21 protein-coding genes are annotated in these 23,786 nt (G+C 64.9%); 14 read left to right on the plus strand and 7 right to left on the minus strand.

The genetic code is table 11. The features are described 5' to 3' along the window. Nucleotides 1–24: 24 nt before the first annotated feature. A complete protein-coding gene (locus CG471_RS00105; RefSeq protein WP_099229728.1) occupies nt 25–1,617 on the plus strand; it encodes a lysine--tRNA ligase in 1,593 nt (530 codons plus the stop codon). A gap of 184 nt (nt 1,618–1,801) precedes the next feature. Here CG471_RS00105 and CG471_RS00110 read toward each other — a convergent pair whose 3' ends face one another. From CG471_RS00110 to CG471_RS00120, 3 genes are all read right to left on the minus strand, one after another. Then, nucleotides 1,802–2,272, minus strand: coding sequence for an RcnB family protein (locus tag CG471_RS00110; protein WP_037518627.1), 471 nt, complete (start codon nt 2,270–2,272; stop codon nt 1,802–1,804). 173 nt (nt 2,273–2,445) lie between these two features. Then, nucleotides 2,446–3,123: a 2OG-Fe(II) oxygenase gene (locus CG471_RS00115; protein ID WP_099229730.1), complete on the minus strand. Its 678-nt coding sequence runs from the start codon at nt 3,121–3,123 to the stop codon at nt 2,446–2,448. Nucleotides 3,124–3,223: 100 nt separating this feature from the next. Next, entirely contained in the window at nt 3,224–4,141 is a 918-nt protein-coding gene (locus tag CG471_RS00120; protein WP_257211353.1) for an RcnB family protein, read from the minus strand. A gap of 298 nt (nt 4,142–4,439) precedes the next feature. Between CG471_RS00120 and CG471_RS00125 the strand changes: the two genes are divergently transcribed. The 3 genes from CG471_RS00125 to CG471_RS00135 all read left to right on the plus strand — a co-directional run bounded on the left by CG471_RS00125 (nt 4,440) and on the right by CG471_RS00135 (nt 8,357). Continuing rightward, nucleotides 4,440–4,925: a biliverdin-producing heme oxygenase gene (locus CG471_RS00125; RefSeq protein WP_099229734.1), complete on the plus strand. Its 486-nt coding sequence runs from the start codon at nt 4,440–4,442 to the stop codon at nt 4,923–4,925. After that, nucleotides 4,918–7,482, plus strand: a complete 2,565-nt coding sequence (locus CG471_RS00130; RefSeq protein ID WP_099229736.1) for an HWE histidine kinase domain-containing protein — start codon at nt 4,918–4,920, stop codon at nt 7,480–7,482. The genes CG471_RS00125 and CG471_RS00130 overlap by 8 nt, the downstream gene beginning before the upstream one ends. Nucleotides 7,483–7,547: 65 nt before the next feature. Continuing rightward, entirely contained in the window at nt 7,548–8,357 is an 810-nt protein-coding gene (locus tag CG471_RS00135) for a class III extradiol ring-cleavage dioxygenase (protein ID WP_099229738.1), read from the plus strand. A gap of 9 nt (nt 8,358–8,366) precedes the next feature. On the opposite strand, the gene CG471_RS00140 is transcribed toward CG471_RS00135, so the two are convergent. The 3 genes from CG471_RS00140 to CG471_RS00150 all read right to left on the minus strand — a co-directional run bounded on the left by CG471_RS00140 (nt 8,367) and on the right by CG471_RS00150 (nt 10,742). Continuing rightward, nucleotides 8,367–8,918 carry a (2Fe-2S)-binding protein gene (locus CG471_RS00140; RefSeq protein WP_099229740.1) on the minus strand — a complete coding sequence of 184 codons (552 nt, stop codon included), beginning with the start codon at nt 8,916–8,918 and terminating at the stop codon, nt 8,367–8,369. Continuing rightward, nucleotides 8,915–9,391, minus strand: a complete 477-nt coding sequence (locus tag CG471_RS00145) for a DUF2721 domain-containing protein (protein ID WP_037507334.1) — start codon at nt 9,389–9,391, stop codon at nt 8,915–8,917. The genes CG471_RS00140 and CG471_RS00145 overlap by 4 nt, the downstream gene beginning before the upstream one ends. 139 nt (nt 9,392–9,530) lie before the next feature. After that, entirely contained in the window at nt 9,531–10,742 is a 1,212-nt protein-coding gene (locus CG471_RS00150) for an LL-diaminopimelate aminotransferase (protein ID WP_004209971.1), read from the minus strand. 143 nt (nt 10,743–10,885) lie between these two features. On the opposite strand from CG471_RS00150, the gene CG471_RS00155 reads away from it, so the two are divergent. From CG471_RS00155 to CG471_RS00195, 9 genes are all read left to right on the plus strand, one after another. Continuing rightward, nucleotides 10,886–12,625, plus strand: coding sequence for an alpha/beta hydrolase (locus CG471_RS00155; protein WP_099229742.1), 1,740 nt, complete (start codon nt 10,886–10,888; stop codon nt 12,623–12,625). Nucleotides 12,626–12,766: 141 nt separating this feature from the next. Then, the gene (locus tag CG471_RS00160; RefSeq protein WP_069335704.1) at nt 12,767–13,630 is read left to right on the plus strand and encodes a phasin family protein; all 864 of its coding nucleotides are present in this window, start codon (nt 12,767–12,769) and stop codon (nt 13,628–13,630) included. 177 nt (nt 13,631–13,807) lie between these two features. Next, nucleotides 13,808–14,179 carry an ATP-dependent Clp protease adapter ClpS gene (gene clpS / locus CG471_RS00165; protein ID WP_004209974.1) on the plus strand — a complete coding sequence of 124 codons (372 nt, stop codon included), beginning with the start codon at nt 13,808–13,810 and terminating at the stop codon, nt 14,177–14,179. Between the two features lie 143 nt (nt 14,180–14,322). Then, on the plus strand, nt 14,323–14,931 hold the full coding sequence (locus tag CG471_RS00170; RefSeq protein ID WP_099229744.1) for a hypothetical protein: 609 nt from the start codon (nt 14,323–14,325) through the stop codon (nt 14,929–14,931). 143 nt (nt 14,932–15,074) lie between these two features. Then, entirely contained in the window at nt 15,075–16,583 is a 1,509-nt protein-coding gene (locus CG471_RS00175) for a glycerol-3-phosphate dehydrogenase (RefSeq protein WP_099229746.1), read from the plus strand. Beyond that, a complete protein-coding gene (locus tag CG471_RS00180) occupies nt 16,580–18,052 on the plus strand; it encodes a glycerol kinase GlpK (RefSeq protein WP_099229748.1) in 1,473 nt (490 codons plus the stop codon). Before CG471_RS00175 ends, CG471_RS00180 begins: the two co-directional genes overlap by 4 nt. 114 nt (nt 18,053–18,166) lie before the next feature. Beyond that, a complete protein-coding gene (locus CG471_RS00185) occupies nt 18,167–19,666 on the plus strand; it encodes a catalase (RefSeq protein ID WP_099229750.1) in 1,500 nt (499 codons plus the stop codon). 128 nt (nt 19,667–19,794) lie between these two features. Beyond that, complete coding sequence (locus CG471_RS00190; RefSeq protein ID WP_099229752.1) at nt 19,795–21,576, plus strand: sensor domain-containing diguanylate cyclase; 1,782 nt, start codon at nt 19,795–19,797, stop codon at nt 21,574–21,576. A gap of 91 nt (nt 21,577–21,667) precedes the next feature. Continuing rightward, on the plus strand, nt 21,668–22,045 hold the full coding sequence (locus CG471_RS00195) for a MerC domain-containing protein (protein WP_004209982.1): 378 nt from the start codon (nt 21,668–21,670) through the stop codon (nt 22,043–22,045). Between the two features lie 95 nt (nt 22,046–22,140). Here the strand turns inward: CG471_RS00195 and glpX are convergent, their stop codons facing one another. After that, nucleotides 22,141–23,124, minus strand: a complete 984-nt coding sequence (glpX, locus tag CG471_RS00200; RefSeq protein ID WP_004209983.1) for a class II fructose-bisphosphatase — start codon at nt 23,122–23,124, stop codon at nt 22,141–22,143. A 220-nt stretch (nt 23,125–23,344) separates the two neighbouring features. On the opposite strand from glpX, the gene CG471_RS00205 reads away from it, so the two are divergent. Next, the gene (locus CG471_RS00205; protein WP_099229754.1) at nt 23,345–23,782 is read left to right on the plus strand and encodes a hypothetical protein; all 438 of its coding nucleotides are present in this window, start codon (nt 23,345–23,347) and stop codon (nt 23,780–23,782) included. The last annotated feature ends 4 nt before the right edge of the window (nt 23,783–23,786 follow it).

Below are 23,786 nucleotides of genomic sequence, written 5' to 3' on the forward strand. Positions count from 1 at the left end.
TGCGGCGGTAGGGGCTTTGGCATCATGACCATATCCGACATTCTCCGCACCGCCGCGAACGCGTCCAAGGCCTGGCCCTATGAGGAGGCGCGCAAGCTTCTCAAGCGTTACCCCAATGGCGCGCCGGAGAAAGGCCATATCCTGTTCGAGACCGGCTATGGTCCGTCGGGCCTGCCGCATATCGGCACCTTCAACGAAGTGCTGCGCACCACCATGGTCCGCAACGCCTTCCACGCGCTGTCGGACATCCCGACCCGGCTGGTGGCGTTCAGCGACGATCTGGACGGCTTCCGCAAGGTGCCGGACAATGTGCCGAACCAGGCGATGCTGGCCGACTATCTGGGCAAGCCGCTGACGCAGGTGCCCGATCCGTTCGAGAAATATGAAAGCTTCGCGCATCACAATAATGCGATGCTGCGCGAATTTCTCGACAGCTTCGGCTTCGACTATGAATTTGTCTCGGCCACCGAACGCTATCAGGCCGGCGCCTTCGACGAAGCGCTGCGCCAGGTGCTGCGCCGCTATCAGGCGATCATGGACATCATGCTGCCGACCCTGCGCAAGGAACGGCAGGCGACCTATTCGCCGGTGCTGCCGATCAGCCCGAAGAGCGGCATCGTGCTGCAGGTGCCAGTCGAGGTGGTCGATGCCGAAGCCGGCATCGTCCGTTTCGTGGACACTTCCGTTCCTGGGGGCGAGACGATCGAGCAGTCGATCCTGGGCGGCGGCGCGAAGCTGCAGTGGAAGGTCGACTGGGCGATGCGCTGGTATGCGCTGGGCGTCGACTATGAAATGGCGGGCAAGGATCTGATCGACTCGGTCACCCAGTCGTCGAAGATCTGCCGCGCGCTTGGCGGCCGTCCGCCCGAAGGCTTCAATTATGAGATGTTCCTCGACGAAAAGGGCGAGAAGATCTCCAAGTCCAAGGGCAACGGCCTCAGCCTCGAGCAGTGGCTGACCTATGGCCCGCGGGAAAGCCTGGCCTTCTACGCCTATCGCGAGCCCAAGAAGGCCAAGCAGCTGCACATGGGCGTGATCCCGCGCGCGGTCGACGAATATTGGCAGTTCCGCGGCAATTATCCCAAGCAGGCGATCGAGCAGCAGCTGGGTAACCCGGTCCATCATATCCATGATGGCAAGCTGCCGCAGGGCGAACTGCCGGTAACCTTCGGCCTGCTGCTCAATCTGGTCGGTGTGATGGGCGATGCCAGCCGCGAACAGGTGTGGAGCTATCTCCAGAATTATGTGCCCGGTGCCAGTGCGGAAACCTATCCGGAACTGGACGCGCTGATCGGCCATGCGCTCGCCTATCATCGCGATTTCGTCGCGCCGACGCTCCAGCGCCGCGCGCCGCACGCCAACGAAGCCGCCGCACTGCGCCAGTTGGACGAAGAACTCGCGGCGCTGCCGGCCGATGCCAGCGCGGAGGATATCCAGAATATTGTCTATGCCATCGGCAAGGATGAAGCCTTTGGCTTCGCCGAACTGCGCGACTGGTTCAAGGCGCTCTACCAGACGCTGCTGGGCGCCGATCAGGGCCCCCGCATGGGCAGTTTCATCGCGCTCTATGGCATCGACAACAGCCGCAAGCTGATTGCGCAGGCGCTCGCCGCCTGATCGGAAAGAAGCGGGGGAACCATCGCGCGCGAGGGGCGTTTCGCGAACGGTCCACCCCCCTTTCGGACTGATGGCGTGCCTGGCACGGCATCGGCCGCGCCCGCCCGGAAACGGGGGGCGCGGCCAAGGGGGTAAAGAAAGGCCCCGGACATCGCTGTCCGGGGCCTTTCCTGTTTCGATCGGCTTACCAGAAGAAGCCGCGATGGACGGTCATCACCCGGCCGGTGCGCACATTCACCAGCATCACGTCGTTATAGTGGCGGACCCAGCGCTGATTGACGGCCGGACGGGGCAGGCGATAGCGATAGGGATCGGCGATATAATAGCGCGAGCTATAATAGGCCGGGCGAAGCTGGGCGCCGGCATTCCAGCGCGAATAGCGGAAGGGCGCATTCCAGTTGCCGGCGCGATAGACGTCGCGGTGGCTGCGGCGATAATCCTGCCAGTCTTCCCGCGCTTCCTGGCGGGAGTCGCGAACATCGCGACGGGCTTCACGGACATCGCGGCGATCGCCATAGCGCTGGGCCGCGCGCAGGTCGCGCTGGTCTTCGCGCAGCCGCTGCTCGCTGCGGCGGGCCTCGCCATAGGACTGGGCGGAAGCGACGCTGGGGACGACGGTGGCCGCAAGAAGGCCAAGGATGATGATCTTGCGCATATTTCTACTCCCATCAATCTGGAGGCTCGGGGACGCTTCCAACCGCTTCAAGCGGGGCAGGTTCCCTTACCAACATGTTGAATATGGAGTGGATTCGCTGAACCGTCCGGGAACGGCGCTGTCAGGAACCAGTCATTTATGTCGCAAAGTGTAATGGCGCGCGATGTTCTGGGTCAGCGAACCCAGGGGCGTTCGCGAAACCATTTGGTGACGACATATTTGGTGCCCTGAGCCACCGGCCGGGCGGCGTGCAGGCTATAGGGGTTGGGCGCGCCGTCGGGTTTCAGGTTGTTCCAGATCAGGATCATCCCCTCGATCGGCGGCACCATGAATTCGCAGCGCGGAAAATGGGTCTCGCCCCCGCCCTCGACCGGCGACAGATAGATCATCGCCGTCCAGTTACGCTGGCCACCGGTCTTGCGCATGTCGGGCCAATAGCTGGCATTGACCGGGAAATAGTCGCAATGGACCTTATATTCCTGGCCATGGGTGTAACGCTGCCCCTGCAATGTCTCGCCATGGTCGGGCTCCAGCCCGGTCATCGCACAGATGCGGGCGCTGATCGCATGGACCAGCGGGTCTTCCCGGTCGAGATTGCAGCTGTGGCTGGTGCGATAATCGGCATTTTCCCGGCCGGTGAACAGGGTCGATGGCTGGGCGCCGGCGTCGATGATCGCGCGCATCACCGCGCATTCTTCCGCGCCCAGGAAATCCTGCCGCCCATAGATTTCCAGGTGGGGGCTGTCGATGCGGCTGACCAGCGGGTTGCGGTTCAATTTCTCGCGCACCCGATCGCCGATCGCGGCGCGGGCCGGCGACGCGGTGCCGCCATCATCCACTATCTCGTTCATGCCGCCTCCCTGCCATTTCCGACCGGCGCCGCGCAATGAAAAAGGGCCCGGTGCGGTGTCGCACCGGGCCCAGTGTCCTGAAGGCCAGTTCAGGAGGCTGTCACCAGAAGAAGTTGCGGATCACGTCGACGACATAGCCGTCGCGGATATCGACCAGCAGCGCGTCGTCATAATAACGGATCCAGCGCATCGTGCCGTAGGCCGGCGGCAGGCGGTAATAATAGGGATCGTTCAGCCAGTAGCTGCTGCCGTAGAGCGGACCCGACAGGAACACGCCGATCGAGAAGCTGCGATAGCCATAATTCCAGCCCGACGGCGCATAATAGCGGCCCATGCGATAGCGGTCGCCATAGCGGCTGCGATAGCCATACCAGTCATAGCGCCGGTCCTGGCGCCAGCCATTGTCCCAGCGGCGCTGGTCGGCCCAGCGGGTGCGATCGTCATAGCGACGGCCACCATTGTTCCAGTTGCCCGGATAGCCGGGACGATCGCCGCGCCGGTCATTGTCGCTCCAGCGCCGATCGTCGGGGCGGCCGTCACGATTGCGGTTGTTCCAGTCACGGCCATTGCGATCCCGGTCCCAGACCTGCCGATTCCAGTCGGAGCGACTATCCGGCCGCGCGTCTACCCTGCGCCCATCGCCGCGCCCATCGGGACGATCGGACGGCTGCATGCCGGGGTTCGGATTGCCGGGACGCTGCCAATTGCCATTGGGGCGATCGGCGCGCTGGTCGGGCCGCTGGTCCGGCCGGCTGACCCGTTCGGGGCCACCCTGCCAGCGCTGCGCGGGGGCTGCCATTTGCGGGCGTCCGCCGCGATCGCCACCGCGATCACTGTTGCCCTGCCAGCGCGTGCTGCCCTGCGCGCCGCGCATGTCGCCGCCCCGGTTTCCGGGATTGCTTGCACCGCGCTCGCCGCGCGGGCCGCCGCCATTGTCGTTGCGCTGGGCATAGGCCGGTGCCACGCCGCCCAGCAGCGTCGCACCCATCAGGCCGGCCAGCATCCATTTCCTCAGCATCGTTCCGATTCCTCGTGCGGGAACCATCTGTTCCCTTCATGCCGCATCTCTACGCGGATGGCGATGTCGCGATGCTGAACTCTTCTGTCAGCGATTTGAAAGATTCTGTCCCGGAACAATGGACAATCTCGATCATTCCATCCATCCCACCATCTTGCATCGGAAAAGCCCGGTAAATGGGCTGTTCGGCGCAAAGCTGATCCAGATCAGTGCAGTGCCGACAAACAACCATTAGGACCAACGGGTGATAAGAACCGCCGATGCCGGCCGCGTAAGACAGGCCCTGCGCGCCGCGACGATGGAGAGCCATCAACGGGTCGATGACCTGTTTTCCCATTTTTCGCTCGCTTCCGCGCCTGATTATCGCGCCTTCCTGCGTGCCCATGCTCGCGCGATCGCCGCGCTTGAGCCGGTCGCCCGACCCGATTCGCCGCGCCTTGCGCTGATCGCGCAGGATCTTGCGGCCTTGGGGGAGGCTATGCCAGAGCCGCTGTCGATGCCGTCCACGGGCGGCGACGGCTTTCGCTGGGGCCTGCTCTATGCGCTCGAAGGATCGCGCCTGGGCGGCGCGATGCTCGCGCGGCAGGTCGCCGAGAACTTGCCCCGTGCCTATCTGTCCGCCGTTCATGCCAAGGGCGGCTGGGTCGCCTTCCAGCAGAAACTGGATGACGCAGCGGCTGAGGGCGATGCGGACTGGCTGGACGATGCGATCGCCGGCGCCCGGACAGCCTTCACCCTGTTCGAGGCGGGTGCGCGCGCCGAGCGGGAGGTCGCCTGTGACTGATGTGACCAGCCCGGAAGCCCAGAGCTTCACCGTCGACATCAATAATTGCGATCGCGAGCCGATTCATGTGCTCGGCACGGTCCAGCCCTTCGGCTTTCTCGTTGCCCTGACCGCCGACTGGCTGGTGTCGCGCGTCTCGACCAACAGTGCCGATCATATCGGCCTGGTGCCGGACCAGATGCTGGGCCAGCCGATCAGCGCGATCTTCACCGCCGATGCGATCCACACGCTGCGCAATCGCATCACTTTGCTGCGTGGCCCCGATTCGGTGGAGCGGGTCTTCTCGCTGCCGCTGGTGGAGGGCGGCGCGCCGTTCGACGTGGCCGTCCATTTCTCCGGCCAGTTGGTGGTGATCGAGGCGGAGCCCGCCGTGCCCGACGAGATGGAGGCCAGTTCCATGGTCCGCTCGATGGTCGCGCGGCTGGCGCAGGCGGACAGCATGACCGCCTTCCTGCGCGATGGCGCACGCCAGGTGCGGGCGCTCACCGGCTTCGATCGGGTGATGGTCTATCGCTTTGCCGACAATGGCGATGGCGAGGTGGTGGCGGAGGCGCTGCGCCCCGGCATCGACAGTTTCTTCGGCCTGCATTATCCGGCCTCCGACATCCCGGCGCAGGCGCGGGCGCTCTACATGCGCAACATCTTCCGGGTGATCGCGGATATCAACGCGCCGCCGGTGCCGGTCATCCCGGCGCTCGATCCCGCCGGCGCCGCGCTCGACATGTCGCTCTGCGTCACCCGCGCGGTATCGCCGATCCATATCGAATATCTGCGCAACATGGGGGTAGGGGCCTCGCTCTCCATCTCGATCATCGTCGATGGCAAGCTGTGGGGCCTGTTCGCCTGTCATCATTATGCGCCGCGCCTGCCCAGCTTCGCGCAGCGCAGTGCCGCCGAACTGTTCGGCCAGATCTTCTCGATGATGCTGGAAGGGCGCGAGCGGGCGGAAACCGCCAGCTATGAGGGCAAGGCGCGCCAGGTCGCCGACCGGCTGCTCTCCGCCGTCGCGCAGGATCATGACCTGATGTCCAACGCCCGCTGGCTGGGCGACATCATCTTCGACACGATTCCCGCCGATGGCGTGGGCATCTATATTGACGGGCAGATGACGCTGTCGGGCCTGACTCCGGACGAGCCGTCCTTCGCCGCGATCGTTTCGATGCTCAACCGCACCGCCGCCAGCCAGGTCTATACCACCGACAGCATCGCCCGCATCATGCCGGAAGCCCTGGCCCATGCCGATCGCGCCGCCGGCTTGCTCGCCATTCCGATCTCGCGCCGGCCGCGCGACTATGTCGTGCTGTTCCGTGCCGAACAGCTGCGTTCGGTTCGCTGGGCCGGCAAGCAGGACAAGCATATCGAATATGGCCCCAACGGCCCGCGCCTGACCCCGCGCAAGAGTTTCGAGGAATGGTCGGAACTGGTGAAGGGCACGGCCGTCGCCTTCATGCCGGCCGAACTGCGTGTCGCCGAAGCGCTGCGCACGGCGCTGCTTGAAGTCATCCTGCGCCTGTCCGATTCCGCTGACGAGGAACGGCAGCGCGCGCATGAGAAGCAGGAATTGCTGATCGCGGAACTCAACCATCGCGTCCGCAACATCCTCGCGCTGATCCGTGGCCTGATTTCCCAGACCCGCGACAGCGCCATGTCGGTCGACCAGTTCATCGGCACGCTGGAAAGCCGTGTCCATGCGCTGGCCCGTGCCCATGACCAGATCACCGCCGATCGCTGGGCGCCCGCGCGCCTCTATGACCTGATCGAGGTGGAGGCTGGCGCCTATCTCGGCGACCGGCGCGACCGGGTGAAGCTCACCGGCCCCAATGTGCTGCTGACCCCCGCCGCCTTCACCGTGCTGGCGCTCGTCATCCACGAACTGCTGACCAATGCCGCCAAATATGGCGCGCTGTCCGACAATGGATCGGTGGCGATCGACTGGCATGTCGATGCCGAGGGCAGCCTGCTGCTCCACTGGCTGGAAAGCGGCGGCCCGGCGGTCGTCGCGCCCTCGCGCCGGGGCTTCGGCTCGACCGTGATCGAGCGTTCCATCCCCTATGATCTGGGTGGTCGGGCGGAGGTCAATTATCGGCTGGCAGGGCTGGAGGCACGCTTCTGTATTCCGTCCGCCCATGTCGCCTCGATCCTGCCCGACGTGGCCGGCACCGATCGCGCCAAGCCGGCGCCCGCTCCCTCACCGCATCTGCTCAAGGGGCGGCAGATATTGCTGGTCGAGGATAATATGATCATCGCCATGGATGGCGAGGATGCGCTGCGCGACCTCGGCGCGCAGGTGGTGACCGCTGCCAGCATCGGCCGCGCGCATGAGGCGATCACGCTCCATCCGGTCGACCTCGCCGTGCTCGACTTCAATCTGGGCAATGAGACCAGCCTGCCGATCGCGGACATGCTGGCGGAACGCGGCGTGCCCTTCCTGTTCGCCACTGGCTATGGCGACGGGCTCGACCTGCCGGATCGCTTCAGTGACGTCATCCTGCTCAAGAAACCCTATTCGGGCGCGACCCTGGCCCAGGCGATCGCCCCGATGCTGGCCAGGGGCTGACCGGAAACAGTCGGTTTCCGCCTGGCGCGTTGCGCGGGCGGCGCCGACATCCGATCTAGGCGGGCATGAAACAGCCAGCCTTGTTCATCCCCCATGGCGGTGGTCCCTGCTTCTTCATGGAACCCACCGATCCCCAACACCCGCACAGCGACGCCATGTGGCAGCCGATGCAGGAGTATCTTGCCGGCCTGATCGCCGACCTGCCGGAACGACCGCGCGCGATCCTGCTGGTGTCGGGCCATTGGGAAACGCCCGGTTTCACCGTCCATGACGGCGCCCGGCCGCCCTTGCTGTTCGACTATTTCGGCTTCCCGCCGCACACTTATCAGCTCCGCTGGGACGCGCCGGGTGCGCCCGCGCTTGCCGAACGTGCGGCCGCGCTGCTGGAACAGGCAGGCTTTCCCACAGCGCGCGAATCCGAACGCGGCTGGGACCATGGCGTCTTCATCCCGATGAAGGTTGCGCTGCCCGATGCCGACATTCCGGTCGCCCAGCTGTCGCTGCGTCGCGATCTCGATCCCGCCGCCCATATCGCCGCCGGTCGCGCGCTGGCGCCGCTGCGCGACGAAGGCGTGCTGATTGTCGGATCGGGCATGAGCTTCCACAATCTGCGCGTGCGTGGTGTGATGGCGACGGCGCCTTCGCGCGAATGGGACGATGCGCTGCGCGATGCCGTGACCGATCCCGACCCGGCTCGGCGGGCGGCCCGCGTCGCCGCCTGGGATCATCTGCCCCATGCCCGCTTCGCCCATCCGCGCGAGGAACATCTGCTGCCGCTGATGGTGGCGCTGGGGGCCGGCGGCGAGGACGCCGCCATCTGTGCCCATCGCAGCACGGTGCTGGGCTGGACGGTTTCCGGCTATCGCTTCGGTTAAGGCCGATTTCTAGGGCTTGCGCAGCGCCGGCACGGCGCGCACCGCCTCGTCCGGCGTGATGCCGGGCGGGGGTGCGGCCTGGATCGGGCCGTCGCCCGCCTGATCCTCGCCACGCATGATCCGGCCGGCGCGCTTGATCGCACCGCGCAGCCGGGGATAGACGCCGCAGCGACAGATATTGGTGATCGCCGCATCGATCTCCGCATCGGTCGGGTCGTTGGTCCGCCGCAGCAATACCGACGCCGCCATGATGATGCCGGACATGCAATAACCGCATTGGGAGACATTCTCGGCCGCGAACGCCTGTTGCAGCGGATGGCCGCGATCGGGCGACAGCGCCTCGATCGTCGTCACGAACCGGCCCTCGGTCTTGCCGATCGTCACCTGGCAGGACCGCACCGCCTCGCCGTCGATATCCACGGTGCAGGCGCCGCAATCGCCGGTGCCGCAGCCATATTTGGTCCCCGTCAGGTTCGACGCGTCGCGCAGCGCCCACAGCAAAGGCGTCTCCGGGTCCATCCGATATTGCACCGGCCGGTCGTTGACGGTGAAGCGCGTCATGCCGCCTCTTCCTCCTCCACCTTGTGGTAGAGCACCTCGTTGCGGATATGGATGGTGCGCGACGCCAGGCGGATTTCCTGGATGAAGGTGCCGAAGGCGGCGGCCTGCAGCACCATCGCCAGGCTGAACAGGATCGCCACCGGCGTGCCGAGATGGGCGTTGAACAGATTGCCCGCGAACAGCAGGATGACGACCAGACAGACCGCGCAGGCCGACGCCACCGACAGGAAGATCGCGCCATTGACCACGCTCATGCGCCGGTCGAGCACGCGGATCTCGCTCACCATCCGGTCATGTTCCTTGCCACGCGTGCTCAGCACCCATTCCTCGACCGCGCGGGCGCGATCGATGATGCGGGCCAAGCGGCTGACGCAGACATTGAGGAACGCGCCGATACCGGCGAGCAGGAAGACAGGGGCAAGCGCCAGCTGGATCGTCTGGGCGACCTGGCTGACCTGCGGAAGGGGGATCATCGACTTGGTCCTCTCATCCCTCGCTTCTATCCTTGATCGCGGGCCAAGGGGCAAGGGGGCGCTAAAGCAAACGCCGCCGGACACACCAATGTCCGACGGCGATCATGGTCATGGTTCGGGCGCGCCAGGCGCGTGACGGTCAGGCAGCGCCCTTGGACGAAGGCGTGTTGACGCCCATCGACTTGAGATACTGCTTGATGTTGCGGGCCGCCTGGCGGAGCCGTTGCTCATTCTCGACCATGGCGATGCGGACATAGCCTTCGCCATCCTCGCCATAGCCCACGCCCGGCGCGACCGCGACCTTGGCATGGGTCAGCAGCTGCTTGGAAAATTCCAGGCTGCCCATGTCCTTGAGCGCGGGCGGCAGCGGCGCCCAGGCGAACATCGACGCGCGCGGCGCGGGAATGTCCCATCCGGCGCGGGAAAAGCTCTCGACCATCACGTCGCGGCGCTTGTGATAGAGTTCGCGATTCTTGGCGACGATGTCCTGCGGCCCGTTGAGCGCGGCGCAGGCGGCCGCCTGGATCGGCGTGAAGGCGCCATAGTCGAGATAGCTCTTCACCCGGCTCATCGCCGCGATCAGCTGCTTGTTGCCGACCGCAAAGCCGATGCGCCAGCCGGCCATCGAATAGGTCTTGGACAGGGACGTGAACTCGATCGCGACATCCTTGGCGCCCGGCACCTGCAGGATGGAGGGCGTCGGGTTGCCGTCATAATAAAGCTCGGAATAAGCGAGGTCGCTCAGCACCCAGACCTTGTTCTCCTTCGCCCAGGCGACGAGCCGCTCGTAGAAGGCGAGGTCCACTGTCTCCGCCGTCGGGTTGGACGGATAATTGACCACCAGGATCGACGGGCGCGGCACGGTGAAGGCCATGGCGCGGTCGAGCGCGCGGAAATAATTCTCGTCCGGCGTCGTCGGCACCGACCGGATGGTGGCCCCTGCGATGATGAAGCCGAACATGTGGATCGGGTAGCTGGGGTTGGGCGCCAGCACCACGTCGCCCGGCGCGGTGATCGCGGTGGCGAGGCTGGCCAGCCCTTCCTTCGATCCCATGGTCACGACGACTTCGGTTTCCGGGTCGACATCGACGCCGAAACGGCGGCCATAATAATTGGCCTGGGCCTTGCGGAGGCCCGGAATCCCCTTGGACTGGGAATAGCCATGGGCGTCCGGCTTGCTGGCGACTTCGACCAGCTTGGCGATGACATGATCGGGCGGCGGCAGGTCGGGATTGCCCATGCCCAGGTCGATAATATCCTCTCCCGCGGCGCGGGCTGCGGCTCGCATCGCGTTCACTTCGGCGATGACATAGGGCGGCAGGCGCTTCATGCGGTAGAATTCTTCGGACATTATAGGGGCTTTCCTGAAAGCTCTCGGTAAGGAATAGTGCGTGGCACGCATTCGGCGTGTCACAATCTGGCTATAACCCGCCAGGCTGCGGCGCGCCAGTGAAAGCGGCTGATATCGGCAATGCCAGGAGGAGGAAGGTGGCCATGGAAACGCAGGATGTCCTGGAGCCCCATCTCCCGACCTTGGCGGAGATGCAGAAATGGACCCAGGTGCTGGGCCGCGCGCAGCAATTGATGCTGGAGCAGGCGGCGGGCGCGACCGGCCGGGTGCTGCCCTTCGATCTCGAGACCGTCGCCCGCATCCAGACCAGCTTTGCCGATGAAGGGCTGGCGCTGTGGCAGCGCTTTCTCGATTCCGGCGGCCTGCTGCGCGACCAGCCCGATCCGCCGCCGGCCGACAGCCCGGCCGCGCGCAAGGACCGGCGCTTTGCCGATCCGGCCTGGACGACCCATCCCTTCTATGACCTGATCCGGCAAAGCTATCTGCTGATCTCCGACTATCTGATGAACCTGGCCGATGCGGTCGACGGCGTCGATCCCAAGGCGAAGGCCAAGCTGCGCTTTGCCACCACCGGCATGCTCGACGCGATGGCGCCGTCCAACTTCCCGCTGATGAATCCGACGGTCGTGGAAAAGACGATCCAGAGCGGCGGCGAGAATCTGGTGAAGGGCCTCCAGCATATGCTGGCCGACATGGAGAAGGGCCAGCTCACCCATACCGACGGCACCCAGTTCGAACTGGGGCGCAACATCGCCGCGACGCCGGGCAAGGTGGTTCACGAAACCCCGCTCTACCAGCTGATCCATTATGCGCCCTCGACGCCCAGGGTGCTGGCGACGCCGCTGATCATCTTCCCGCCCTGGATCAATCGCTTCTACATTCTCGATCTCTCGCCGGAGAAGAGCTTCGTCAAATGGGCGGTGGACCAGGGGATCAGCGTCTTCCTCGTCTCGTGGAAGTCGGCCGACGCCTCGATGAAGGACATGGTCTGGGACGATTATATCCTCAATGGCCAGATCGACGCGATCGACACGGTGCGCGACTTGCTGAACGTGCCCAGCGTCCACACCATCGGCTATTGTGTGGCGGGCACGACGCTGGCCGCCACGCTGGCCTTGCTGGCCGCGCGGGGGGAAGCGGACAAGGTGGCGAGCGCGACCTTCTTCACGGCGCAAGTGGATTTCAGTGCGGCCGGCGATCTTACCCTGTTCGTCGATGACGAGCAGATGAAGCTGGTCGATCGTCTCTCCTCCAGCGGCTTTCTCGACGGGCGCTACATGGCGGCGACCTTCAACCTGCTGCGCGGGCGCGACCTCATCTGGAACTATGTGGTCAACAACTATCTGCTCGGCATGGACTATCCGCCCTTCGACCTGCTCTACTGGAATGGCGACACCACCAATCTGCCGGCGCGCTGGCATCGCGACTATCTGACCCAGCTCTATCGCGACAATATGCTGGTGGTGCCAGGCGCGATCAGCGTGGCGGGCACGCCGATCGACCTGACGCAGATCCACACGCCCGCCTATGTCCAAGCCGGCAAGGAGGATCATATCGCCCCGCTCGAAAGCGTGTGGAAACTGACCGAGCATCTCGCCGGGCCGGTACGCTTCCTGCTGGCCGGCTCGGGCCATATCGCCGGCGTCATCAACCCGCCGGTCGCGCAGAAATATCAATATTGGACCGCCGACGCGCCGCAGCCGACGCTGGATGATTTTGTTGCGGCTGCGCGCGAGACCAAGGGCAGCTGGTGGCCGGACTGGGCCGAATGGCTGCGCGGCATCGATTCGCGCGAAGTGGCTGTCCGCGGCGCGCGCAAGCCGGGCGGCGGCAAGCTTCGGGCAATAGAAGATGCGCCCGGACGTTACGTAAAAGCCCGGTAGAGGCGCGGATTTCAGCCATTCCCCATTGGCCGCCGATCAGTGTCGAAACATCAATATGTCTGATTTGTTGCACTGCACAATGGGCCTTGTAATCCTTTGGGATAAGGCTTATTGTGCAGTGCAACAAACGGAGGATGGTCGATGGCCGTTACCCCTAAGTCTGCGCGTGCCAAGCCGGTCGCGAAAAGCGGTTCCGCAACCTTGTCTGCCAGTGAGGCACTCAAGGCGGCTGAGTCCGCCCTGGGTGAGAAGCCCGCGCCCAAAAAGCCTGCCCCGCGCAAACCCGTCGCCAAGGCTGCTCCGGCAAAGGCGCCTGCGCCCAAGCCGGTAGCGAAGAAGCCGGCGCCGGTCGCGGCTGCTGAAGCTCCTGCTGCGGAACCGGCACCCGTTGCCGATCCGGTGGCGGTGGTCGCGGCGACGACGGCGGTGGATGCCGCGCCCGAACCGATTGTTGAAGATGTTGAGGCGGTAGTGGCTCCGGAGCCTGTGTCCGCCCCGAAGACCAAAGCGAAGACGCTGCCTGCCACGGAAGGAACATTGATCATGAACGATATCCTCGAAACCGGTAAGAAGTTCGCCGAAGATACCAAGGCCAAGATGGAAACGGCCTATGCCGACCTGAACGAGAAGGCGAAGGCCGGTGTCGAAAAGTCGACCAAGGCGATGGAAGAGCTGAGCGACATCGCCAAGGGCAATGTCGAAGCGCTGGTGGAATCGGGCAAGATCGCGGCCAAGGGCTTCGAGACGCTGGGCCAGGAAGCCGTCGACTACAGCCGCAAGAGCTTCGAGAAGGCGACCGCCTCGATCAAGAGCTTCTCGACCGCCAAGACCCCGACCGAATTCTTCCAGCTGCAGAGCCAGTTCCTGTCGAGCAGCTTCGACGAGTTCACCAAGGAAGCCGCCAAGAGCAGCGAAGCCTTCATGAAGCTGGCCGGCGACATCAGCCAGCCGCTGACCGCGCGCGTGACCCTGGTCACCGACAAGGTGAAGTCGCTCGCCGCCTGAGGCGGGCTGATTTTACAGCCGAATTTCCGGGCCGATATCCGGCCGGGATGATGAACAAGGGCGGTGCTCCGGTCGGAGCATCGCCTTTTTTCTCGCCGGGGAAACGTGGTTACGCAGCGATGGCATGCGGTCGGCCCCCTTGCCTTGGCAGGACAAATCGCCATATTCTTCTGCATCATGAACCATCTCTTCAACGCATCGGCAGGCGCGCCCTTCAGGGCCGGTCCGGATCAGGACGATACGGGCGACAATGACCCGAACATCGGCGTCGCCACGCGTACCCGCACCCGCACCAAGAAGCCGTCGCTCTACAAGGTGTTGATGCTGAACGACGATTACACCCCGATGGAGTTCGTCGTGCATGTCCTCCAGCATTTCTTCCGCATGGATATGGAGGAAGCGACGCGGGTGATGCTGCACGTCCATCAGCGCGGCGTCGGCGTGTGCGGCATCTTCAGCTATGAAGTGGCCGAGACCAAGGTGAACCAGGTGATGGATTTCGCCCGGCAGAACCAGCACCCGCTGCAATGCACGCTGGAAAAGGCCTGATATCATCAGGTAAGGGCGTGCGCTTAACCGTTTCTTGGTCAGTGTAGCGTCTCTATTTCAATCAATTACATGATTGAAATACAATGTTTTTTCAGACTTATTCGGCATGAATGGTCCCGCTAAACGAAGTGGGGACTTCCAGCATGACGACTATCAGCAGTTACAACAGCATGACCATGCCGCCATCGCCGCGCATGTCGATGACCAATCGCATCGACGCCGCGGTGGAGGCCGGCTCCATCTCGGAAACGGATGGCGACGCGCTCGAAACCGCGCTCGATTCCATCGATTCCGCGCTCAGCAGCTCCGCCAGTTCGAGCAGCTCTCGGCTCGATCCGTCTTCGATGAAGGACCGGATCGATTCCCTGATCGACGAACAGGTGTCGGCCGGCACCCTGACCGAGGATCAGGCGGCGCAGTTGCAGAGCCTCTTTGCCCAGGGACCGGGCGGCGCGGGAGCGTCGGCCGATGGCGACGACGGCATGAGCATCGACGGCCTGGCCGCCATGGACGGGATGCAGGGGCCACAGGGTATGCGCGGCCCACCGCCGCCGCGCCCGGCCGAGGACAGCAGCGATGATGATAGCAGCACGACCAGCGAAACGAGTGCGACCAGCGCCACCGATCAGCTGGATTCGATCATCGCCTTCCTCGAAAATCTCCGCTCCAGCCTCAGCCAGTCGCTCTACGGATCGACCAGCAGCACCACGAGCAGCAGCAATAGCGGACTGGTGGTCGACAGCCTCGCCTGACGGTACGCCCTTCTGACGCGCGTGGGGGCGCGCAGGCATTCGGCCGGCACCATGGGCGACCGCGCGTGGCGCTGGCCGGATGAATTTTCACGATCTTGCCTTCGTTAATATCGGGGGCAGCATTTTGCCGCTAGAACGGCGGCGTGACGCAGGAGACGGCCCCTTTCATCCACGACCTTGCCGTGATCGGCGGCGGGGTGAACGGGTGCGGCATTGCGCGCGATGCGGCGGGGCGGGGGGCAAGCGTGCTGCTGCTCGAACGCGGCGACCTGGCACAGGGCACCTCCTCGGCCTCGACCAAGCTCATCCATGGCGGGCTGCGCTATCTGGAACATCGCGCCTTCGGCCTGGTCCGCGAATCCCTGGCCGAACGGGAAAGGCTGTGGCGCATCGCGCCGCACATCATCCAGCCGATGCGTTTCGTCCTGCCCTGGGTCCAGGGGCTGCGCCCGCGCTGGCTGCTGCGCCTCGGCCTCTTCCTCTACGATCATATCGGTGGCCGCCGCGCCCTGCCGGCGACCGAGGCGATCGACCTGCATCATCATGTCGCCGGCGTGCCGCTGCGGGCCGGTTTTGGCCCCGCCTATGTCTATTCGGACGGCTGGGTCGATGACGCCCGGCTGGTCATCCTCAATGCCCGCGACGCCGCCGATCATGGCGCCGATATCCGCCCCCGCACGCAGGTGCTGCGGCTGGAGCAGGCTGGCGATCATTGGCGTATCCATGCGCGCGATGCGGCGGGGCAGGCGCAAACCTTCCAAGCGCGGGTCGTGGTCAATGCCACTGGTCCTGCCGTGCTCGACCTGCTGGACCGGGCCGATCGCCGCGCCGACCGGCTCATCCGGTTGGTGCGCGGATCGCATATCGTCGTGCCGCGCCTGTTCGACCATGGCATGGCCTATTTCTTCCAGCTGCCCGACGGCCGCATCTTCTTCGCCATCCCCTATCAGCATCTCTACACGCTGATCGGCACAACCGACCGCGATCATCAGGACGGCGTCGATCCGATCGCGGCCAGTGCCGAGGAAATCGCCTATCTGTGCGAGGGCGCGAACCGCTATTTCGCCCGGTCGATCAGCCCCGCCGATGTCGTCTGGGCCTTTGCCGGCGTCCGGCCGCTGATCGACGATGGATCGGCCCGGCCGGAATCGGCAACGCGCGGCTATCATTTCGACCTCGACCGGGAGGAGGACGCGCCACCGCTGCTCAGCATCTATGGTGGCAAGATCACCACCTATCGCCATCTCGCGGCGGAGGCGATCGCCCTGCTGAAGCCTCTCCTGCCTGCGCTCGCGGGTGATGACTGGACGGCGGACGCGCCGCTGCCCGGCGGCGATTTCCCGATGACCGGCCTGGCCGATCTCGTCGCTGCGCTGGCGGGCGACTACCCCTTTCTCGATCTCGACACGGCCGAGCGGATCGGCTGCGCCTATGGCACCCGTGCCCGCGACTGGCTGGGCGCGGCGCGCGACTGGTCGGACCTGGGCCGGGATTTCGGCCATGGCCTGACCGAAGCGGAACTCTGCTACCTGCTTGCGCGCGAATGGGCACAGAGCAGCGAGGATATTCTCTGGCGCCGGACCAAATTGGGCCTGCGCTTCGACGCCGCGCAACTGGCCGCGCTCGATGCCTGGCTTGAGGAGAGGGCATGACCGACCGCTATCTGCTGGTGCTGGACGAGGGGACGACCTCGACCCGCGCGATGCTCTATGCCCCTGACGGCCGCCGCATTGCGATGGCGCAGGCGGAACTGACCCAATATTATCCACAGCCCGGCTGGGTCGAGCATGACGCCGCCGAAATCTGGACCCGCACGCGCGATTGCGCCCGCCAGATGGTGGACCGGGCGGGCGGCGCCGACTGGATCGCTGCCATCGGCATCACCAACCAGCGCGAGACGGTGGTCGCCTGGGACCGGCGCACCGGCGAACCGCTGGCGCCCGCCATCGTCTGGCAGGATCGGCGCACGGCGGCGCAATGCACGGCGCTGCGCGAAGCCGGCCATGAAGCGATGCTGCAACAGCGCACCGGCCTTGTCGTCGATCCCTATTTTTCCGCCAGCAAGATGCGCTGGCTGATCGACCATGTGCCGGCCGTGACACAGGCGGGGGACGCGCTGGCGCTCGGCACGATCGAAAGCTGGCTGGCATGGAAACTGACCGGCGGCCTGCATGTCAGCGACGCCAGCAATGCCAGCCGCACCCAGCTGGTGGCGCTCGACGGCACCGATTGGGATCCGGCCTTGTGCGACCTGTTCGGCGTGCCCCGCGTCGCACTGCCCGAAATCGTCGACAATGCCGGCGCCTTTGGCGAGACGCTGGCAGAGCTGTTCGGCGGCGCCATCCCGATCCGCGGACTGGCCGGCGATCAGCAGGCGGCCAGCATCGGCCAGGCCTGCCTGACGCCCGGCGATGCCAAGGCGACCCTGGGCACCGGCGCCTTCATCCTCGCCAATATGGGCGCGCAGATGCCGGCCTCGCGCCATCGCCTGCTCGGCACCCTGCTCTACCGGATCGGCGACCAGCGCATCTATGCACTCGAAGGATCGATCTTCATCGCCGGCAATCTCATCAAATGGCTGCGCGACCAGTTGGGGCTGATCGGATCGGCGGCGGAGACGGAGGCGCTGGCCAGATCGGTGCCCGACAGCGGCGGCGTGCTGATGCTGCCGGCGCTGGCGGGGCTGGGCGCGCCGCACTGGCGGCCGGACGTGAACGGCGTCATCGCCGGCCTCACCCAGGGATCGACCCGTGCGCATATCGTCCGCGCCGCGCTTGAATCCCTCTCGCACCAATTGTCCGACCTCGCCACCGCCTTCGCCGCCGACGGCGCACCCTGGCGCCAGCTGCGGATCGACGGTGGCATGAGCGCCAATGACTGGATCGCCCAGGATATCGCTGATATGCTCGATGTCAGTGTGGATCGTCCGACGGATGTGGAAACCACGGCGCTGGGTGCGGCCATGCTGGCAGGGCTGGGGGCTGGATTGTTCCGCTCCCTGGACGAGGCCGCGACGATGGCAGGGAAAACGACTCGATTTGATCCGGCAATGCTGCCGCAGCCGCGCGATGCGCGACTGTCGGCATGGCACCGCCTGCGCGATCGGGCGCTGACCTCCTGACTCGGGCGATCTTCAGATTGACCGTAAAAATCGATCACCCAATCCGATTTAATCAGTTTTTCTGAAACTTCGCGGGGCCTTAGCCTGTTCTCATCCAAAGCCGAGGAGGACGATATGGTCGATAAGCCAGTGATGACGACGAGCGCGGGTGCGCCGATTGCCGATAATCAGAACAGCCTGAGCGCAGGCCCGCGTGGCCCGCTGCTGCTCCAGGATTATCAGCTGCTCGAAAAGCTGGCGCACCAGAATCGCGAACGCATCCCCGAACGCGTCGTCCATGCCAAGGGCTGGGGTGCCTATGGCACGCTGACGATCACTGGCGACATTTCCAAATATACCAAGGCCAAGGCGCTCCAGCCGGGCGCGCAGACGCCGATGATCCTGCGCTTCTCGACCGTGGCCGGCGAATTGGGCGCGGCCGATGCCGAGCGTGACGTGCGCGGCTTTGCGATGAAATTCTATACGCCCGAAGGCAATTGGGATCTGGTCGGTAACAACACGCCGGTCTTCTTCGTGCGCGATCCGCTGAAATTCCCCGATTTCATCCACACGCAGAAGCGCCATCCGCGCACCAACCTGCGCTCGCCCACGGCAATGTGGGACTTCTGGTCCTTGAGCCCTGAATCGCTGCACCAGGTGACGATCCTGATGTCGGATCGCGGCCTGCCGACCGATGTGCGCCATATCAATGGCTATGGCAGCCACACTTTCAGCTTCATCAACGACGCCGGCGAGCGTTTCTGGGTGAAGTTCCACTTCAAGACGATGCAGGGCCACCGCCACTGGACCAATGAGGAAGCGGCGGATGTCGTCGGTCGCACCCGCGAATCCACGCAGGAGGATCTGTTCGAGGCGATCGAGAAGGGCGACTTCCCCAAATGGAAGATGCAGGTCCAGATCATGCCGGAACTGGATGCGGACAAGACGCCCTATAATCCGTTCGACCTCACCAAGGTCTGGCCGCATGCCGATTATCCGCCGATCGACGTCGGCGTGCTGGAGCTGAACCGCAACGCCGACAATTATTTCGCGGAGATCGAGCAGGCCGCCTTCTCGCCGTCCAACATCGTGCCGGGCATCGGCTTCTCGCCCGACAAGATGCTCCAGGCGCGCATCTTCTCCTATGCCGATGCGCACCGGCACCGGATCGGCACCCATTATGAGGCGCTGCCGGTCAACGCGCCCAAATGCCCGGTGCATCATTATCACAAGGACGGGGCGATGCGCTTCTTCCCGAACAATCCGAACCCGGCCGCCTATTATGAGCCCAACAGCTTTGGCGGGCCGGTAGAGGATCAGCGCTTCCTGGAGCCGCCGTTGAAGATTTCGGGCGATGCCGACCGCTATAATCATCGCGAAGGCAATGATGATTTCGGCCAGCCGCGCGCGCTGTTCAACCTGTTCGACGATGCGCAGAAGGCGCGGCTCTTCGCCAATATCGCCGCCGCCATGGGCGATATCCCGGACGCGATCGAGGAGCGCCAGTGCAAGCTCTTCGACCAGGTCCATCCCGACTATGGCGCCGGCGTGCGCCAGGCGCGGGCCACGATCAAGGATCGCAATCCGTCGATTTCGGCCCCGACCGATGCGCTGTTGGCTGACGCATCCAGTTGAATAAACATGTAATATTATCAAATCAGGCCCCGGTGATGATCGCCGGGGCCTGTTTGCTTTAGTCGTCGTCAAATAGTCGGCGGCATAGGAATATATATTAACATTGTCCGCTTAACCCGGATGGGAACATGACGCGGCCCGCCCTTCGCCATATTTCCCTGAAAATGTCGGTATTTACCGGCCTGCTTTACTTTGCGGTCGCGTCGCTTGCTCTGCTGACATCGCGATTCGAAGGCGGCTTGGCCTTCATCTGGGGCGCCAATGCCCTGCTGATGGCGGAAATGATGACCGCGCGCATGCGCGCCTGGCCGCGTCTCATCCTCTCCTGCATGGTCGCCAGCTCGATCGCGACGGCGCTGTTCGGCATCGGCGCAATGGCGGCGGTGCCGATGGCTATCCTCAATGTCGGGGAGGCGCTGGTGGTCGCCTATATCTGCCGCCGGCTGGGCGTCGGGCGACAGATCGCCGCATCGATGCGCGAATTGTCCATCTTCATCTTCGCGCTGGCGGGCGTTGCCAATGTCCTTGCCGGTATCGGCGCCGGGCTGGTGGTCGCTATCCTGCTGGGCGGTGATTTCCCCCATGTCTGGCTGCAATGGTATAGCGGCCATGTGCTGGGCGGCCTCATCTGCACGCCGTTGCTGCTGATCCTGCTGCAGGGGGAGGTGAGCCGCTGGGCGCGCCAGGCCCGGCCGGTCGAGCGGCTGGAGGCGTTCGGCCTGTTGTCCGCCTTCGCCCTGTGCGCCTGGTGGATCTTTTATGGTGCCGGTTATCCGATGCTGTTCGCCTCGCTGCTGCCGCTGGTGCTGATCGCCTTCCGCACCGGCTATGCAGGGTCGGCGGCGGCGATCGTCATCCTCGCCCTGATCGGCGGCACGGCGACCATGACCGGCCATGGACCGCTCCGTCTGGTCGCGGCCGGCATTCCCGAACGAATCCAGTTCTTCCAATTCTATCTGGCGCTCAGCTTCCTTTTGTCGGTCCCCGTGGCCGCCGAACTCAACAGCCGTCGCCGGCTGATCCGCATGCTGCGCGACAGCGAGGCGCGCTATCGCGCCTTTGCCGAACATAGCGGCGACGGCGTGGTCAATCTCAGCATCGACGGCATCATCCAATATGTCTCGCCTTCGGCCGTGGACCAGATCGGCATTGATGCAGACAAACTGTTGGGCCAGCCCGCCGTCGACCTGATCGACCCGGAATATCGGCCCTTCGCAATCGTCACCCATCGCCGCGCGCTCGCCCATCCGGGGGAGGCGCATGCGGTCGAATTTCGCCCCAACCGGCCGGACAATGATTTCGACTGGTATGAGATGCTGGTCCGCGCCGTGCTGGACGAGCAGGGGCGGGCGATCGGCGTCATCAGCACCGTGCGCGACATTTCCCGCCACAAGGCGCGCCAGCGAGCGCTGCACCAGGCGGCGGCGCAGGATGCCCTGACCGGTGCCGACAGCCGCCGCGCGCTGCAGGAAAAGCTGGACGACCAGATCGCCCGTGTCGCCGCCGGTGGGCGGGCCTGCCTGCTGCTGATCGACATCGACCATTTCAAGTCGGTCAATGACCGCCATGGCCATGCCGCCGGCGACCGGGTGCTGGTGGGCTTTGTCGAGCGGCTGCGCCAGGCTCTGCGTGGCACCGGCAGCGTCGGCCGCCTGGGCGGCGAGGAATTTGCCGTGCTGCTGCCCGATGTCGATCTGGAACGGGCGGAACGCATCTGCGAGCATCTGCGCACCCGCGTCGGGGTCCGGCCTTTCCCGCTTGGCAATGGCGAGGATATCGCCATCACCTTCAGCGCCGGCCTTGTCGAACTGGACGGCTGCGCCAGCGCCGCGACCCTGATGGAGGCGGCGGACAAGGCGCTCTATGCCGCCAAGGGCAGCGGCCGCAACTGTCTGCGCTTCGCTGCCTGACGGTCCGGCGGAACGAGAGCATCTTTCCCGCCCGAAAAATCGGTGATGTTATGTTGTAACTTATGCCGGTCTCGACTATGTAGCACGCACCATGCTGCTCAGCTTCCGTCACGCCCTGGAATCCGGACGCCTCGATCGCCTTGCGATGGCGCTTTCGGGCCTGTGCGTCGCGCATTGTTTCCTGACCGCAGTGGTGCTGGGCCTGCTGGCATCGGCCGGCGGCATTTTCGACAGTCCGATCTTCCATGAAGCGGGGCTGGCGCTTGCCATCCTGATGGGCGCGATCGCGCTCGGCCATGGCGCGCTCGTCCATCGCTTCATGATGCCCGCCGCGATCGGTTCGCTCGGCCTTGGCATCATGGCCGGCGCGCTGACCATGGATCATGGCTGGCAGGAAAGTGCCTACACGCTGCTCGGCGTCGCCATTCTCGCCCTCGGCCACGATCTCAACCACCGCGCCAGCCACTGACCGCCGGCGATTATCGGGGGCCGATCTTCCCGCATCGATGAACACGAAAAAGGGGGCCTTTCGGCCCCCTTCGTCTTTCCGTCCGGTCCGCCCGATCAGGCGTCCTTGCGCTCGACGCGATGCTCGCCCTTGACCCAGCGCACGGTGCCGGTGCTGGCGCGCATCACCACGCTCTCGGTGGTCAGCTTGTCGCCCGGCAGATGCTTGACGCCCGCCAGCAGCGACCCGTCGGTCACGCCGGTCGCGGCAAAGATGCAGTCGCCCTTGGCCAGTTCCTTGAGGTCATAGACCTTGTCCAGGTCGGTGATGCCCCACTTGTAGGCGCGCTGCTTCTCGTCATCGTTGCGGAACAGCAGGCGGCCCTTGAACTGGCCACCCACGCAGCGCAGGGCGGCACAGGCCAGCACGCCCTCGGGCGCGCCGCCCGAGCCCATATAGATGTCGATCGTGGTTTCGGGATTGGTGGTCGCGATCACGCCGGCAACGTCGCCGTCCGGGATCAGCATGATGCCGCAACCGATCGCGCGCAGTTCGGCGATCAGCTTCTCGTGGCGCGGGCGATCCAGCACGCAGACGATGATTTCATGCGGATCGACGCCCTTGGCCTTGGCCACCGCCTCGACATTCTCCTTCACCGACTTGTTGAGGTCGATGATATTGTCGGGATAGCCCGGACCGACGGCGATCTTGTCCATATAGACGTCGGGCGCGTTGAGCAGGCCGCCTTCTTCCGAAATGGCCAGCACGGCCAGCGCATTGGGGCCGGCCTTGGCGGTGATGGTGGTGCCTTCCAGCGGATCGAGTGCGATGTCGATCTTGGGGCCCTTGCCGATCGCGTTGCCGACCTTCTCGCCGATATAGAGCATCGGCGCCTCGTCGCGCTCGCCCTCGCCGATCACGACGGTGCCGTCCATATAGAGGTCGTTGAAGGCCAGGCGCATCGCCTCGACCGCAGCGGCGTCGGCGGCCTTCTCGTCGCCCCGACCGACCAGCTTGGATGCGGCGATTGCAGCCGCTTCGGTGACGCGCACCATTTCGAGTACCAAGACGCGATCGAGAATCGAACTAGCCTGCACCATAGCCACTCCTCTGCTGTAACTGATAGAGCAGGGCGATAGGATGTCCGCCTCTGCTTGTCGACCCAACTTGCCGGGCTCGCAAAGCTTTTCATAGTCGTGATGCCACGGATGGACGCGCCTTTGCCTTATATGGCATTCCGCAGCGTCCAGCCGCTGCCATCATCCCGCCATGTTCGACTGTTCAGATGTCGTCATGCGGTGGGTCTTGTCTTTCCCTCTTTTGCTGATCGGCCTGCCGCTGGCAGCCGCGCAGGAGATCGTGCCGGTGGATGAAGCGCCGCTCGCCCAGCGCACCGCGATGGAGCAATATCAGGCGCGCACCGCCGTCGTCCGCCCCTGCGATCGCAGCGGCGGCGGCATCGTCGTCTGCGGCAGCCGGGCGGAACGCAATGCGAAGGAAAGGCTGCCGCTACCGCGCGAACCGGTCGAGGGGCGCCCGCTTGCCGGCGATACACCGCGCGCGTCCGCTGCCGCACCCAGGCAGGGCGCCTGTGGCGTCGTCGGCGGGCAGGGGACGGGCTGCGTCGGTGGCGGCGTGCCGATCCTGGGCGCTGCGATGCTGGCCGGCAAGGTCATCACCCATTTGCTCGACCCCGACGCCGACATGGCGCCACCGCCGCCCCTGCCGGATTCGGTCAAGGGCGCTGGCCAGCACTGATTCC

The organism is Sphingobium sp. IP1, assembly GCF_002708645.1.
Taxonomy (GTDB): Bacteria; Pseudomonadota; Alphaproteobacteria; order Sphingomonadales; family Sphingomonadaceae; genus Sphingobium; species Sphingobium yanoikuyae.